The following is a 14847-nucleotide window of genomic DNA, read 5'->3' on the forward strand; positions in this document are numbered from 1 at the left end:
CTCCGGAGTGGAGGGGCCCTGCGGCCCGACCGGAGCCCGGGAGCTGCGGCCCGGGGTTCAACTGGCCCTGCGGGGAAGCGACATCGTGCTGGATCGGGCGGCCCTCGTAAGCCGTCCGTGTCGGGTCGGGAGCGCCGGGTACTCAGTGCAGGCAAACAGGCCGTCACGGGTCCGGACCCCGCACGGGAGCGGAGTGTCCGGTTCGGCGAAGGAGTGGTCATGACGCAGAACGGTGATGACGCGACGCTCGTCCGGCGACCGGGGATCCCCGACCTCCGGATGGCACCGGAAGGAGCCGAGCCCGCGCCACCACAGGACCCGCAGGCGGACCAGCCGCCGCAGGAGCTGCCCCTGGACCGCAACCAGGCGATCCTGGAGGCGGCCAAGCAGGTCGGCGCCCTGCTGAAGCGCAAGGGGCACCTGTTCGCCCTGGCCGGGAGCGTGGCCGCGTACGCCCACGGCGGCGAGAAGAACATGCAGCACGACGTCGACTTCGCCATCCGCCCCGAGGACGCGGAGGCGGTGGCGGCCACACTCCGGGAAGCCGGGCTGACGGTCTACACGCCGCCGGAGGACTGGCTGATCAAGGCCACGTGTTTCGGACAGCCCGTCGACATCATCTTCGAGTTGGCCCACCGGCCGGTGGGCGCGGACATGCTGGAGCGCGCCGAGGAGCTGTCCGTCGACTCGGTGCGCATGCCCGTGCTGGCCCCGACCGATCTGCTGTGGAGCCTGACCGCCGCGTTCTCCGAGCACCACTGCGATTTCGGGGCGGCCCTGCCCATCGCGCGTGCGCTGCGGGAGAAGGTCGACTGGGAGCAGGTGCGGCGCGAGTGCGGGGACGAGCCCATGCCCGCGGCGTTCTTCTTCCTCCTGGAGCGCCTGAACGTCATCTGAAGGAGCACCCACATGAGCACCCTCGGTTCACAGGACGCGGGCGGCGGGCCGCCCGCCGAGAACCTGGAGTACCGCATCGCCCACCTCCAGGACCGCCTCGCCTCCGGCGAACTCGGTGAACTGGGCGTACGGGTCGAGGCCCGCGGAAGGACGGTGCTGCTCACCGGCACGGTGCCCTCGGCGCCCTGCCGCGAGGAGATCGTGCGCACCGTCGAGGAGGAGCTCACCGGCTTCCCCGTGCACAGCGACCTCGTGGTCACCGAGGCGTCCTCCCCCGACCACGCGGAGGAGCTCTCATGATCCGCATCGCAGCCGTCGGAGACATCCACATGGGGCCCGAGAGCCAGGGTGTGCTGCGCCCTGCCTTCGAGACCCTGCCCGAGTGCGCCGACCTCCTGCTGCTGGCCGGGGACCTCACCCGGCACGGCACGCCCGAGGAGATGCGGGTGGTGGCCCGGGAGGTCCAGGATCTCGCCGTTCCGGTCGTCGCCGTCCTGGGCAATCACGACCACCACGACGACCGCCCGGACGAGGTCACGGCCATCCTCCAGGATGCCGGCACGCAGGTGCTGGAGGGGCAGGGGACGGTCGTGGAGAGCGGCGGGGCGCGGATCGGCGTCGCCGGGACCAAGGGGTTCGGCGGCGGGTTCGTCGGCCGCTGCGCCGGGGAGTTCGGCGAGCCGGTCATGAAGGAGTTCGTCCGGTACTCCCGGCGGAGCGCCGACGGGCTGCGGGCCGCGCTGGAGCGACTGGGCGAGGAGGGCTGTGACGCGCGGATCGCGCTGACCCACTACTCCCCCGTCGCGGACACCCTGGCCGGCGAGCCGCTGGAGATCTACCCCTTCCTCGGCAGTTATCTGCTGGCCGAGGCGATCGACGCCGCCGGTGCCGACCTCGCGGTGCACGGGCACGCGCATGCCGGCACGGAGCACGGCATGACGAGCGGCGGCGTGCGGGTGCGCAACGTCGCCCAGCCGGTCATCGGACGGGCCTTCCACGTCTACCACCTGCCGGTCCGGGAGCCCGCCGCGACCGTGGCCGCCGCCCGACAGGCCGGCTGAACCACCCCTCTTCCCCCTCCGCCGCCGGCGTTCGCCGGCGGCGGTCGGCGTGTGCGCCGCCGGGACGCGCCCGATCGGGCCCCGTACCGCCTCTGGTGTGAACACCCCGCACGTCGCGCCTGTTTAAGGCATTTTGTCTGCTTAGCATGCGAGCTCCGCGCTCCGCACGCCGACGATGTCCCCATGCGTCCGTATGGAGTGCAACTGCCCCGTACGAGAGGACACCAGATGGCGCTGACGGGCCGTCGAAGAGCACCGTCCGAGCATGCTTTCTCCCCGCACGACGACGTACTGCGCACCGCGGCGCCGCACGTCGCCCGCCGCCGGTTCCTGACGGTGACCGCGGCGGCGGCGACGCTCGCGTTCGCCACCAACCGGCCGGCCCGCGGTGCCACCGCCGCTCCCGAACTCGACGCCGCCCGGGTCTCCGACGACCCGTTCACCCTGGGGGTGGCCTCCGGCGACCCGCTGCCCGACTCGGTACTGATCTGGACCCGGCTGGCCCCCGAGCCGTTCGGCGAGGACGGTGGCCTGGGCCAGCAGCGGGTCGTCGTCTCCTGGGAAGTGGCCCTGGACGAGTGGTTCGCGATCGTCGAGCAGCAGGGCACCGCCACGGCCCATCCCGAATACGCCCACAGCGTGCACGTCGACGTCAAGGGCCTGAGGCCGGGCAGCCACTACTACTACCGGTTCCGCGTGGGCAGCTGGATCAGCCCCGTCGGACGGACCCGTACGGCGCCGGCGGCGGGCACGGACGCCGCCGGCATGCGGCTGGCCGCCGTGGCCTGTCAGGCCTACCAGGACGGCTACTACACCGCCTTCCAGCATGTGGCGCAGGAGGACGTCGACGTGGTGTTCCACCTCGGCGACTACCTGTACGAGTACCCGGTGGACTCCGCCGGCGGGGCCCGCCGTTACACCGACCGCAAACTGCCCGACGTGTTCAACCGCGAGACGACCACCCTGGCGGACTACCGGCTGCGCTACGCGCTCTACAAGAGCGACCCGGACCTGCTCGCCGCGCACGCCCGGCACCCGTTCCTCGTCACCTGGGACGACCACGAGACGGAGAACAACTACGCGGGCGCCTTCGACGAGAACGGCACTCCGCAGGAGCAGTTCCTGGTGCGGCGCGCCGCCGCCTACCGGGCCTACTGGGAGAACCAGCCGCTGCGCGCCGAGCAGCTGCCGCAGGGCCCCGACGCGCGGTTGTACCGCCGGCTGGTCTGGGGGTCACTCGCCCAGTTCGACATCCTCGACACCCGCCAGTACCGCTCCGACCAGGCCTACGGCGACCGGCCGCACGCGCCGGGCAGCGAGTCGGACGACCCGGCCCGCACCCTCACCGGCGCCGAGCAGGAGCGCTGGCTGCTGGACGGCTGGCGGAACTCCGGTGCGCTGTGGCACGTGATGCCCCAGCAGGTGTGCTTCTCACAGCGCAAGTTCGACCTGACCTCGCCGGCCCGGGTCTCCATGGACGCCTGGGACGGTTACCGCGCCTCCCGTGACCGGGTCATGGCGGGCGCCAAGGCCGCCGGCATCGACAACTGGATGGTCCTGACCGGTGACGTCCACGTCGGCTACGCCTTCGACATCAAGGACGACTTCGACGACCCGCAGTCCAAGACGGTGGGCACGGAGTTCACCTGCACCTCCATCGCCAGCGGCGGGAACGGAACCAGGAAGCCGGACAACTGGGACACCTACATGAAGGCCAACCCCCACATGAAGCACTACGACGGCCGGCGCGGCTACGTCCGGGTCGAGCTGGGCCGCCAGAACGCCCAAGTCGACTTCCGGACCGTCTCGGCCGTCAACGCGCCCGGGGGCACCATCTCGACGACCGCGTCCTTCGTCACGGAGGTGGGATCGCCCGGCCTGAAGTCCGCGTGACACGCCGGGCGTCCGCAGTACTGCACATGGCGTCCTTCCCCGCGCCCAGGCGCGAAACGGGGCGCCCCGGGGCATCACTCCGGGCCGCTCCGGCAAGGCCTATGACCTCGACGGCAGTTCCACCGTGATCGAAGGAGACACATCGAGATGGTCCACAGACATGCCGTGACCGGCCGCCGGGCGGCCCTGACCGCGCTCGGCGCGCTCGTCGCCACCGGGGTCCCGTCCGCCGTGGCGGCCGAGCCGGCACCCCCCGCGGGCCCGTTGTCCTCGGCCTCCCAGACCCTCGGAGCCGACCGGCCGTCGCCTCTGATGCTGCGCGCCCTGGAGCGTGATCTCGGGCTGACCCGGGCCCAGGCATCCCGGCGGCTGATCAACGAGGCGGAGGCGGGCACCCGGGCAGGGCTGCTGCGCAACGCGCTGGGGAACCGCTTCGCGGGGGCCTGGCTGCGCGGCGCGACCTCGCAGGAGCTCGTGGTGGCGACCACCAAGGCCGCCGACGTGCCCACCATCAAGGCCCAGGGCGCCAAAGCCGCCGTCGTCAGGAAGACGCTGCGCGACCTGATGGCCGCGAAGAAGAAGCTGGACCGGGCGGCGACCCGCGTCAGCACCCGCGACACACCCCAGTGGTACGTCGACGTCCCGGCGAACCGGGTCGCCATGGAAGCCCGGACCAAGGCCGCGGCCGCCGCGTTCGTCAAGGCCGCGGGTCTCGACGGCAAGGGCGTGGGCGTCAAGGTGACGGCGGACCGGCCACGCCTGCTGGCGGACATCACCGGCGGCGACCCCTACTACATCAACGGCTCCGCCCGCTGTTCGGTCGGCTTCTCCGTGACCAAGGGCGAACAGCGGGGCTTCGCCTCGGCGGGCCACTGCGGCAAGAAGGGCGACCGGACGACCGGCTTCGACCAGACGGAGCAGGGCACCTTCCAGGCCTCGACGTTCCCGGGCAAGGACATGTCGTGGGTCGCCGTCAACGACCAGTGGACCCCGACCGCGAACGTGAAGGTCGAGGGCGACCAGAAGGTGCAGATCACCGGCTCGGTCCAGGCGCTCGTCGGGGCCGCCGTCTGCCGTTCCGGCTCCACCACCGGGTGGCACTGCGGCAAGATCGAGCAGCACGACACCAGCGTCAGCTACGCCGAGGGCAGGGTGGACGGGCTGACCCGGACGACGGTGTGCGCCGAGCCGGGCGACTCCGGCGGGCCCTTCGTCGCGGGCGTCCAGGCGCAGGGTGTGACCTCCGGCGGTACGGGCGACTGCAAGAGCGGCGGCACGACCTTCTACCAGCCGGTCAACCCGCTGCTCAGCGACTTCGGCCTCACCCTGAAGACCGCCGCCGTCCAGTCTTCGGCGCCGCAGGGCAACGGCGCGCAGGCGTGGGCGGAGGGCCGTGTCTACCAGGCCGGTGCCACCGTGATCCACGCCGGTGTGCGGTACCGGTGCCTGCAGACCCACCAGGCCCAGGGCGCGTGGGCGCCCAACCGCACTCCGGCCCTGTGGCAGCGGGTGTGACGAGGTGTCAGGGAAGCCCGGCGCGAACGGCATGTGCCGTCGGCGCCGGGCGGGGCCCGCTACTCCTCGGCCAGCAGCGCGTACGCGGTGGCCAGGAACGGGTCGTGGGCGCGGAAGCGGCGGGTGCACACCGCGGCCAGGGCGGTGCCGGTGTCGGCGCGAAAACCGAGGAACGCCTGCTGGCCGAGGGTCGCGCCACTGTGGAAGTACATCGGTCCGCCGTCCGTCGGGTGACGGAACCAGGCGATGGTGTGGACGTGCCGGTGCCCGATGCCCCTGCGGAGCACGGGGCGGCGCACCGCCCGCAGGGCGGGGGCGAGGTGCGGTGACACGCCGGTCGGGTCCAGATGGGCCTCGAGGAAGGTGAGCAGGTCGTGCGGCGTGGCCCGTACGGCTCCGGCCGCCTGGAAGCCTCCGGCGTCGAAGGCGGGCACCCGTGACACGCCGTCCCTTCCGTGCCCGAGGGCGTCGGACCCGGAGTCGTCCGCCCGCAGGGTGGTGCCGTCCAGGCCGAGGGGGCTCAGGATCTGGTCGGTGAGGAGGGCCTCCCAGGGCGTGCCGGTCGCGGCGGCGAGTGCGTGTCCGAGTACGGCGACGCCGTAGTTGGAGTAGCGCCACCGGGTACCGGGGCGGTGGCGCGGCCGGTGGCGCAGGAAGGCGTCGATGACCCGGGCCTCCGGGAAACGGCCGTAGGGGTTGGTGGTCCAGGCGGGCAGCCCCCGGAGGAAGAACCCGGCCGGCAGTGCGGGCAGGCCGGAGGTGTGGGTGATCAGGTGGGCGAGCGTGACCGGGTCCGCACCTGTCGGCCGCCCCCCGTCCAGGAAGGCGGCGGCAGGTTCACCGCCGGACAGCCGGCCACTGCGGATCAGCCGGGCCAGCAGCAGACCGGTGAACGTCTTCGTCGCCGAGCCGATCTCGTAGCGCAGGTTTTCGCGGGTGACCGACGGGGGCAGGGCGGTGCCGCCGCTCACGACACTGCGGCGGCCGTGCCGGGAGAGGGCGAACACCACGTCCGGGGCGTCGGAGGTGGTGACGGCGTCGGAGAGCCGCTCGACGAGCGGGCCGTCGTCCGGGGGGACCTGCAGGGACGGGCCGCGCGGGGCAGGCCCGGCGGCGTGGAGCGTGGCGCGCATACGCCGGGGATCTTCTGACGCCGTGTCGTGCGGGGCGAGGGAGCGGCCCGCCGGTGTGGCGCGCGAGGCCGCCGGGCCCTCGTTCGGCGCGTGGCTCGCGGGCGAGGATGCGTCCGCCGGCGTGACACGCAGGGCCGGAGTCTCGGCGTCGTCGAGCGGTTCACCCGGCCAGGGCGTGTGCCGACGGGGCGTCATGAGGCGTGTGCCAGCAGGGCCAAGGACCGGGACGTGGCCAGTACGGAGGCGTAGGCGGCGACCAGCGTGGGGTGGTAGACGATGTCGAACACCTCGTCGGGAGCCCCCTCGGGCATCGTCCGCAGGGCGGGCATGGCGCCTTCGGGCTGCTGTGCTGCGGCGAAGCCCTCCCAGGCCCGCTCGTCCAGGGTCGGGCGCGGCAGGCAGGCGTCGACCACGAGCAGTTCGCCGAGCAGGTCCCAGCGTTCCAGGTCCAGCCAGTCGTCGATCCAGACCGGCAGCCAGGTCGCGAGGTAGTCGGCGGTGGCGGGTGGCAGACCGTCCGGCTTCTCCCCCCAGTCCGTCAGGTGGAAGACGTTGTGCGTGACGTCGTAGGCGATGTGCCCTTCCACCGTCCAGGGTTCGGGGGTGCGGGCCAGCCAGGTCGTGTCCCTCAGTTCGGACTCCGGCGGCCGGGGCGGGAGGCCGAACCGGCGCTGGAACGCGGACAGGCCGAGCCGCCGGGTGGGGGTCGCCTCGAACGCCGCCCAGCTGTCCAGCCGGTGGTTCAGGGCGGCTGCCCGCTCCACCTCCGGCTGGCTGTAGCCGAGTTCCTTGAAGGGCAGGTACACCTCGAAGGGGATGGGGGAGATGGGCTCCGTGAGCTGCCCCCGCACCAGCATGCGGCCGCCGTCCAGCGTCTCGCGCCAGGCGTGGTCGAGGAGTTGCCGGGCCAGCCGGGCCTGACGCGACCCGGCGACGCCCTCGCGGAACAGCACCTTGCAGATCATGGCCAGTTCGCCGATGGGTTTGAAGCGCTCCAGGAAGCCGATCTCGGGGTCCACATCGGGTTCCAGCTCGAATCCGTCACGGTGGGCCCACAGCCATTCCAGGGCGCCGACTCCGACGTTGTGGATCAGGCGGGTGTCGGTCATCCCAGCACTCCTTGTCCGCCGGGCAGGTGGGGCGCGGCTGCCCGGGCTCCGTCGTCGAGCCGCCCGGTGGTCAGCGTCGCGGCGAAGGCGGCCATGAGGGTGGGGTGGTAGTGGGAGGGGAAGTCCGGACCGCTGCCGTGGTCCGCTCCGCTCCCCTGTTCCGGGACCGCGCCGGAGGGGTGCTGTGCCGCCGCGATCCGCGCCCAGGCGTCACGCAGGACGGCGGGTTCGGGCAGCAGGGGCAGGCTCGCCGCCACGGCCAGCAGCTCGCAACCGAGGTCCCACATCCCGGCATCCAGACAGGTGTCGAGCCAGGGCGGCAGCCAGTCGGCCAGGTAGCCGGCGAGGTCGGGCGGCACCCCCGCGGGGCCGGCGCGCCCCCAGTCGGTGAGATGGAAGACCACGTGGGTGAGGGAGTAGCCGGAGGACTGCTCGAAGGTCCAGGGCTCGGGCAGCCCGCCCAGCCAGGTGCGCCGCAGCGCCTGCGGCATCGCGTCGGACTGCCGGATGCCGCTGCGGGTCTCGGCGTTCACGACGCCGAGCCGCCGGGTGGGCTCCTGCTCGGTGAGTTGCCAGCTGCGGGTGCGGGCCACCGTGGCGGTGGCCGCCTCGTAGCCGGGGTGCCGCAGGCCCGCCGCGGCCATGGCGGCGTACACCTCCAGCGGGTATGTGGCGAAGGGTTCCAGCCGTTGCAGGCGCAGGAACAGCTCTCCCCGGCCGGTCTCCTGCCACGCGAAGTCCATCAGGGCCGACGCGCAGGCGTGGAGCGGATCCGGGGGCGCGGTGTGGCGGCAGACGGTCGCGCACACCTGCGCCAGTTCCCCGAGCGGCTTCCAGCTGCGGTTCACCTGTCCGTCAGCGGCCAGCGCGTCCTCGCCCAGCGCGAACTGCGCGCGATGTGCCGACACCCACGCCAGCGCGTCCTCGGCGACCTGCCGCGTCCCCCACGTCCCCGGGATGTCGCTCACACGAACACTCCCGTCCGCGTCAGACGCGCCGCGCTCACCTGGAGAGCCACGAGCGGGTCCTGTCCACCCATCAGCTCCACGAAGTCCAGGCCGTTGTCGAGTCCCAGCGTCTGCGGTACGCCCTCCAGCAGGGTCAGCCAGCGTCCGGCGCCGGCCGCCTGTCGCCAGTCCCTGCGGCGTACCGCGCGCACGAAGCCCCGGGCGACGTCGACCGGACGGTGCTGTGCCGCGCGTGCCACCGCGCAGTCCTCTCCCGGTACCGCCAGGGCGGCCAGTACCGCGAGCTGGTGTGTCAGGAGTTGCCAGGGCGCGCCCTCGAGCCAGGCGGCGTCGGGTTCCGGGTGCGGGCCGTCGGCGTGGCCCGGGTCGAGTCGCCACAGCGTGTGCCGCATGGCCCAGTGGCTCCACAGAACGGTGGGGGCGGCGTCGGCGCCGGGCGGGTAGGCCTCCACGGCCGCACGGAACACCGCGAGTTCGTCGGGCAGCGGCGGGGTGGACAGCAGGGTGCTCGGCAGCATCGCGTCGGCTCCCAGCACACGTACGGCCGCGAGGGCGAGGCCCTCCGCTTCCCCGTCGGCCGCCCGCTCCGGGGCGGCCGCACGAGCGTGGTCTCCGCTCCGAAGAGCGGAGACCACAGAGGAAGCGAGGTCCTGCACCGCGCCCTGCAAGAGGGACGAAGTGCCAGACTGCTCCATTTGTTTACTCCCGTCGGTCCACTAGCCCTTCTTGGGGCGCGGGGTGGGCGGCGACAGGAGCAGCCCGTAGCCGCCCTTGAACAGCGCGAGTGCGGCGCACTCGCGGCTGTCGCGGTAGATGCCGTCGGCTTCTGCCGGGTCGAGTGCGGCCTCGATGTCGGCACTCTGGATGCCCGTCAGGTCCTTGGTGACCTTCTCGGTGGCAGTCATTGCACCATCTCCTTGACTGAAGTGGATGCTTTCTCCTCTAGTGCACCTGATGGGGACAAATCATGCCAACTTACCCAAGAGTTTATTTGCGTCACTTCTTCAACATCTCACCCATAAGCGACCTAGTGGCACGGGCGGTGTGAGTGCTTCGGCTCCGGCTGGGGAACCCGGCGGACGCTGTACCCACCGACCCCCTGGAGAGGGCCATGAGTCTGTTGCGAGTGCTCGGCCGCCCCATGCTGGCCTCGATGTTCCTCACGGGCGGCTTGAGTTCCGTCCGCGACCCGGAGCAGGTCGCCGACGCCGCCGAGCCTGTCGTCCAACCGGTCACCGAGCGCGTCCCGGCCCTGCCGGACCGCACCGAGCAGGTCGTACGCCTCAGCGGCGCCGTGCAGGTCGCCGCGGGACTGATGCTGGCCACGGGGCGCATGCCGCGTCCGGCCGCGCTGGCCATCGCGGCCACACTGGTGCCCACCACGCTGGCCGGGCACCGTTTCTGGGAGTCGGAGGACCCCGAGGAGCGGGCACAGCAGCGCATCCACTTCTTCAAGAACCTGTCCATGCTCGGCGGGCTGCTGATCGCCGCCGACGACACCGGCGCCCGCCCCTCGGTGGTGTGGCGCGGCACGCACGCCGCCCGTGGTCTGCGGCGCGACGCGGGTCTGGTGCGCCGCTCCGTGCGTGCCACCGCACGGCCGGCCGCCGCGGCCGGGCGCGTCCGGGCCAAGCTCCCCGCGTGAACCGCCTGAACCGCCGGTCCCGCCGGTACGGCACCGGCGGGACCGCGCGTTAACCCCATGGGGCCGGGGGGACCCGAGCGCTGGAGGTGAAGGACATGGGACACGGAGGAAACGTCATCGACGAACTGGTGACCGATCACCGCGAGGTCGAGGAGATGTTCGGCAGGATCGAGGCACTGCCGTCCGGCCACCAGGACCGCAAGCTGTACGCCGACCAGGTCACGATGGAGCTCGTACGGCACTCGGTGGCCGAGGAGGCATACCTGTACCCGGCGGTCCGCGAGCACGTGGCCGGCGGGGACGCCATCGCCGATCAGGAGCTCCAGGACCACGCCACGGCCGAGCAGATCATGAAGGATCTGGAGGGCTGTGACGCGGGCGACGCCGAGTTCGACCGTCTGATGGGCATGCTCATGAGCGAGATCCGCTCGCACATCGCCGACGAGGAGGGCAACCTCTTCCCGCGGCTGCGGCAGGCCTGTCCGATGGACGCGCTCAACGAGCTGGGCGACAAGGTGCGCAAGGCGAAAAAGACCGCTCCGACCAGGCCCCACCCGGCAGCCCCCGACAAGCCCCCGGCGAACAAGCTGCTGGCCCCGGGCACCGGGATGGTGGACCGGCTGCGGGACGCGCTGAGCGGCCGCGGCAAGTCCGAGTAGGGCCGTCACCGTCTGTGCGGGGTCCGTCGCCTAGGCGACGGACCCCGCTTCCGTGTGTGCGCGTGTGAGTAACCACACTGCGGCCTCAAGGCCCGTGCGCGGCAGGGAGTTTGGGAGGCGCGAGACGGCGGATCACGGTGCGGTGGAACCGCTTCTCCGGTCCCCTCTGCCACGATGGGCGGCGCCGTACCCGTCGAGGGGAACCACCGCGCAGCGCGGCCGGTGTGTCCCGCCCCCTCGTCCCCCTCCTCCTGAGTCCTCCGACTCGTCTCCGAGTACCGCACTGTGTCTTCCTCCCCCTCCCCTGCCCTGCCCGCCTCCCGCTCGCCCTGGCGGTCCCTGCGGTACCGCAGCATGCGCTGGTGGTCCGTCGCGAACTTCGTGTCGAACGCCGGTACGTGGATGCAGCTCACCGTGCAGAACCTGCTGGTCCTGCAGATCACCGGGTCCGCCGCCGCGACGGGTCTTTCCATGTCCGTGCAGGCCGCCCCGGCGCTGCTGATCAGCGTGCTGGGCGGGGCCGCCGTCGACCGGTGGCCCCGCAAGCTGACGGCCGCCGTGAGCCAGGCTCTGCTCGGCGCGATCGCGTTCACCACGGCCGTCCTCGTGGCGCTGGACCGGATCGACATGACCTCGCTGATGGTGCTGGCCGCCGTCACGGGTGTCGTCGCGACCGTCGACAACCCGGCGTGCGCGCTGCTGGGCAACGACCTCGTGCCGGCGGAGGACGTGCCCTCGGCCATCGGCGTCGGGGCGCTGGTGCACCAGGCGGGCCGCCTGGTGGGAGCGGCCCTGGCCGGTGTGGCGGTCGGGTTCCTCGGCACGTCCGCCGCGTACTTCGCGAACGGTCTTTCGTTCCTCTTCGTCGCCTCGGTCATCCCGTTCCTGCGGCCCGCCGCCGGAGCGGTGCGGCAGACCGGCCGGGAGCCCGAGGGCGGCGTCGGCTCGGACCTGACCGTGCGCGAGGGGCTGGCCTACTTCGTGCGGCGGCCGCGCCTGGTCGCGCTGGCGGGTGTGACCGGGATCAGCGCGGTGTTCGGCCGCAACTACGGGCTCACCCTGGCCGTGCTGGTCACCGGGCCGCTCGCGGGAGGCGCCGGTTCGTTCGGCACGGTGTCGACCGTGCTCGCCGCCGGCGGCATCCTCGGCGCGGTGCTGGGCGCCCGGCTGCGCCGGCCGTCGGTGCGGCTCGTGGGCACGCTGGCGGCCGCGGGGGCGCTGCTCCAGGTGGTGGCGGGCCTGTCGCCGTCGCTGGCGGTGCTGATCGTGCTGGTACTGCCCATGGCCGTGGTGGAGTCCGTCTCCGACACCGCCGGTACGGCCGTCCTGCAGACCGACCCGCCCGCCCACCTGCGGGGACGGGTGCTGGGCGTGTGGGGCAGCATCGGCACGGTGTGGGGCCTGGGCGGCCCGCCCGCACTGGGCCTCCTCATGGAACTGGCCGGACCCCGCGGCGCCCTCGTCACCGGGGGACTGCTCATCGCCAGTGCGATCGGGACGGGCTCTCTGCTGCGCCGCCGCCGGGCCACGGCGCCGGTGCTGCTGCGCAAGGAGGACCACGACACCCTGGGCAAGCCGGCGCTCAGCCCGGCTGCCTGAACCGGCTCGGCCCGGGGGCCCCGGGCACGCGGCCCGGACGGCGGCCGGACCGGGCGGACATCAGCCTCCGGGGGGCCTGGCCCGGACGGCGGCCGGACCGGGGCGGCGTGCCGCGCGGCCCCGGGACAGGGGCTGCTGCCGTGTGTCACACGGCGGCCCGCGTGCCCTCGCCATCGGCAGCCTCCGTCCCGCCTGCCCGGCACCGCCGGGGGCGTGACCGAGCGCCCGGGAGGGTGCTCCCCCGCGCAGCGGAACACCCCGCCGCCCCCGAGCCCTCGACGGGCCGCACGGCGGACACCGGCGGCTCGGCGTCCCAGGCGCCCTACGGTCGCAGGGCCGCCTGTGCCGCCACCGCCGCGCGGCGGGCCAGCAGGGTCGTGGAGCGGCCGTCGAGGTAGGGCAGGACCACGGCCTGGCCGCCCCAGGTGCGGAGCACCTCCGCTTCGGGCAGGTCCTGGACGGAGTAGTCGCCGCCCTTGACCCAGACGTCCGGCCGCAGCCGGGCCAGTACCGCCTCGGGGGTGTCCTCCTCGAAGACCGCGACGGCGTCGACACTGCCGAGCGCGGCCAGGACGCGGGCGCGGTCCGCCGCCGGGTTGAGGGGGCGGCCCGGGCCCTTGCGGCGGGCGACGGACGCGTCGGAGTTCAGGCACACGATGAGGCAGTCGCCGATGCGCCGGGCGCTCTCCAGCAGGCCGACGTGACCGGCGTGCACCAGGTCGAAGCAGCCTCCGGTGGCGACGACGGTGCCGCCCCTGGACCGGACCCGCTCGGCCAGGCCGAACGCGTCGTGCGCCGGCTCGGCGGCGGGGCCGGGGGCGGGCTCGGTCCGCCACAGGCCGGGGTTGCCCGCCCCGCCCGCCGCGACGAACGCGGCCGCCTCGGCGACGGCCCGTTGCAGCGCCTCCTCGGGCAGCAGGCCGTCGGCGAGGGCCGCCGCCGTCGTGGCGGCGAAGCAGTCACCCGCGCCGCAGGGGTCCCCGGCAGCCCGGTAGGGCACGGGGACGAGCATCGGCGTGCCGGAGCCCGGCCGGACCAGCAGCACCCCGCGTTCGCCGAGGGTGACGGCGACACCGGCCGCTCGCCAGCGTTCGGCGAGACGGGCCCCCCTCTCGGCGTACGCGCCCAGCGTGGTGTCCCCGGAACCGGGGTGCAGGGCCCGTGCCTCGGCCGCGTTGGGGGTGACGAGGCGGGCCCCCGGCACCGGCGGGTCGCCCTGGGGGTGCGGGTCCCACACCAGGGGCGTGCGGCGGGCGGCGTCCTCCAGGAGCGGCCGCAGGGCCCCGGCCGTGTGCCGGCCGTAGTCGGCCACCAGGACGGCGTGCGCGCCGGCCAGGGCCTCACGGACCGCGTCACCGGGCTCGCCGGGGGTTCCGCCGCCCCGGTCGATGCGGACCACCGGCCGCCCGCCGGCGAGGACGCGGGTCTTGACCGGCAGGGTGCCGTCCAGCGGGATCTCCAGCAGCCGGACCCGGCCGCGCAGCCCGCGCCGTACCGCCTCGCTGGCCTCGTCGTCGCCGAGCGCGGTCACCAGGACCACGTCCCGGCCACCGCGGGCGGCGAGGGCGGCGGCCAGACCGGCTCCGCCGGGGTGGCGGCGGTCGCCGGTGACGTCGACGACCGGGGCGGGGGCGTCCGGGGCGAGGCGGGTGGAGACGCCCTCGATGTCCTCGTCGAGGAGGACGTCCCCCACGACGACGAGGGGGTGGGGGCCGGTCATGACGTGCTCCCGTGGGTGAGGACCGCGCGGTGTGCCGGCAGCGCGGACACGGCCGTGTCGAAGCACTCGCAGAGCAGGTGGACGGCGACGAGATGGATCTCCTGGACGTTGGCGGTGCTGCCGGCGTCGACGCACAGGGCTTCGTGGGCGGCTTCCGTGAGGGGGTTGGGGCCACGTCCGGTCAGGGCCCACACGCGCAGTCCGGCCTGCCGGGCCGTCACGGCGGCGGCGATGAGGTTGGGGCTGCGCCCCGAGGTGGAGAGCAGCATCAGGACGTCGCCGGGGCGGCCGTGGGCGGTGACCTGACGGGCGTAGACGTGGTCGAAGCCGTAGTCGTTGCCGATGGCGGTCATGCTGGACGTCTCGGCGTGCAGGGCGAGCGCGGAGTAGGCGCGGCGTTCCCGGCGGTAGCGGCCGACCAGTTCGGCGGTGAGGTGCTGGGCCTGGGCGGCGCTGCCGCCGTTGCCCGCGGCCAGCAGCCGTCCGCCGCCGGTGAGGACGTCGGCGAGACGGCCGCCCCAGTCCGCGAGCCGGTCGAGCCCCTGCCTGCGGAATCCTCCGAGGGATTCCTCCAGTGACCGGCAGTGCAGTCGCGCGGTTTCCAGGACGGGGTGTGCGGGGGGTTCGCGTTCGCTCATGTCGATCGGG

Annotated in this window: 15 protein-coding genes; 8 read left to right on the forward strand and 7 right to left on the reverse strand. The window is 73.5% G+C overall.

Going from position 1 to position 14847, the window contains the following annotated elements:
• The first annotated feature begins 219 nt into the window (after window positions 1–219).
• From OO68_RS27020 to OO68_RS27040, 5 genes are all read left to right on the forward strand, one after another.
• Window positions 220–897, forward strand: a complete 678-nt coding sequence (locus OO68_RS27020) for a nucleotidyltransferase family protein (protein WP_033311752.1) — start codon at window positions 220–222, stop codon at window positions 895–897.
• 12 nt (window positions 898–909) lie between these two features.
• Window positions 910–1197, forward strand: coding sequence for a BON domain-containing protein (locus tag OO68_RS27025; RefSeq protein WP_033311753.1), 288 nt, complete (start codon window positions 910–912; stop codon window positions 1195–1197).
• Complete coding sequence (locus OO68_RS27030) at window positions 1194–1958, forward strand: metallophosphoesterase family protein (RefSeq protein WP_033311754.1); 765 nt, start codon at window positions 1194–1196, stop codon at window positions 1956–1958. The genes OO68_RS27025 and OO68_RS27030 overlap by 4 nt, the downstream gene beginning before the upstream one ends.
• Before the next feature lie 228 nt (window positions 1959–2186).
• Window positions 2187–3851, forward strand: coding sequence for an alkaline phosphatase D family protein (locus OO68_RS27035; RefSeq protein ID WP_033311755.1), 1665 nt, complete (start codon window positions 2187–2189; stop codon window positions 3849–3851).
• 147 nt (window positions 3852–3998) lie between these two features.
• Window positions 3999–5366, forward strand: coding sequence for a carbohydrate-binding protein (locus OO68_RS27040; RefSeq protein WP_033311756.1), 1368 nt, complete (start codon window positions 3999–4001; stop codon window positions 5364–5366).
• Between the two features lie 59 nt (window positions 5367–5425).
• Here OO68_RS27040 and OO68_RS42455 read toward each other — a convergent pair whose 3' ends face one another.
• The 5 genes from OO68_RS42455 to OO68_RS27065 form a co-directional block, all read right to left on the reverse strand.
• A complete protein-coding gene (locus tag OO68_RS42455; protein WP_078625473.1) occupies window positions 5426–6499 on the reverse strand; it encodes a serine hydrolase domain-containing protein in 1074 nt (357 codons plus the stop codon).
• 191 nt (window positions 6500–6690) lie between these two features.
• On the reverse strand, window positions 6691–7608 hold the full coding sequence (locus OO68_RS27050) for a DUF6895 family protein (RefSeq protein WP_033311757.1): 918 nt from the start codon (window positions 7606–7608) through the stop codon (window positions 6691–6693).
• Window positions 7605–8576, reverse strand: coding sequence for a DUF6895 family protein (locus OO68_RS27055; protein WP_245237181.1), 972 nt, complete (start codon window positions 8574–8576; stop codon window positions 7605–7607). Before OO68_RS27055 ends, OO68_RS27050 begins: the two co-directional genes overlap by 4 nt.
• Complete coding sequence (locus OO68_RS27060; protein ID WP_033311758.1) at window positions 8573–9271, reverse strand: hypothetical protein; 699 nt, start codon at window positions 9269–9271, stop codon at window positions 8573–8575. The genes OO68_RS27055 and OO68_RS27060 overlap by 4 nt, the downstream gene beginning before the upstream one ends.
• 21 nt (window positions 9272–9292) lie before the next feature.
• Window positions 9293–9481: a hypothetical protein gene (locus OO68_RS27065; protein ID WP_033311759.1), complete on the reverse strand. Its 189-nt coding sequence runs from the start codon at window positions 9479–9481 to the stop codon at window positions 9293–9295.
• 206 nt (window positions 9482–9687) lie between these two features.
• Between OO68_RS27065 and OO68_RS27070 the strand changes: the two genes are divergently transcribed.
• The 3 genes from OO68_RS27070 (at window position 9688) to OO68_RS27080 (ending at window position 12479) form a co-directional block, all read left to right on the forward strand.
• Window positions 9688–10221, forward strand: coding sequence for a DoxX family protein (locus OO68_RS27070; RefSeq protein ID WP_033311760.1), 534 nt, complete (start codon window positions 9688–9690; stop codon window positions 10219–10221).
• A 95-nt stretch (window positions 10222–10316) separates the two neighbouring features.
• Window positions 10317–10880, forward strand: a complete 564-nt coding sequence (locus OO68_RS27075; protein WP_033311761.1) for a hemerythrin domain-containing protein — start codon at window positions 10317–10319, stop codon at window positions 10878–10880.
• A 354-nt stretch (window positions 10881–11234) separates the two neighbouring features.
• Window positions 11235–12479 (forward strand): MFS transporter, encoded by a 1245-nt coding sequence (locus OO68_RS27080; protein ID WP_245237187.1) that lies wholly within the window; start codon window positions 11235–11237, stop codon window positions 12477–12479.
• Window positions 12480–12801: 322 nt separating this feature from the next.
• Here OO68_RS27080 and rfaE2 read toward each other — a convergent pair whose 3' ends face one another.
• Window positions 12802–14199, reverse strand: coding sequence for a D-glycero-beta-D-manno-heptose 1-phosphate adenylyltransferase (rfaE2, locus tag OO68_RS27085; RefSeq protein ID WP_033311763.1), 1398 nt, complete (start codon window positions 14197–14199; stop codon window positions 12802–12804).
• On the reverse strand, window positions 14196–14837 hold the full coding sequence (locus OO68_RS27090; RefSeq protein ID WP_051814826.1) for a D-sedoheptulose-7-phosphate isomerase: 642 nt from the start codon (window positions 14835–14837) through the stop codon (window positions 14196–14198). The genes rfaE2 and OO68_RS27090 overlap by 4 nt, the downstream gene beginning before the upstream one ends.
• Window positions 14838–14847 lie beyond the last annotated feature (10 nt).

Origin of the sequence: Streptomyces iakyrus, from assembly GCF_000717055.1 — a bacterium.
GTDB lineage: Bacteria > Actinomycetota > Actinomycetes > Streptomycetales > Streptomycetaceae > Streptomyces > Streptomyces iakyrus.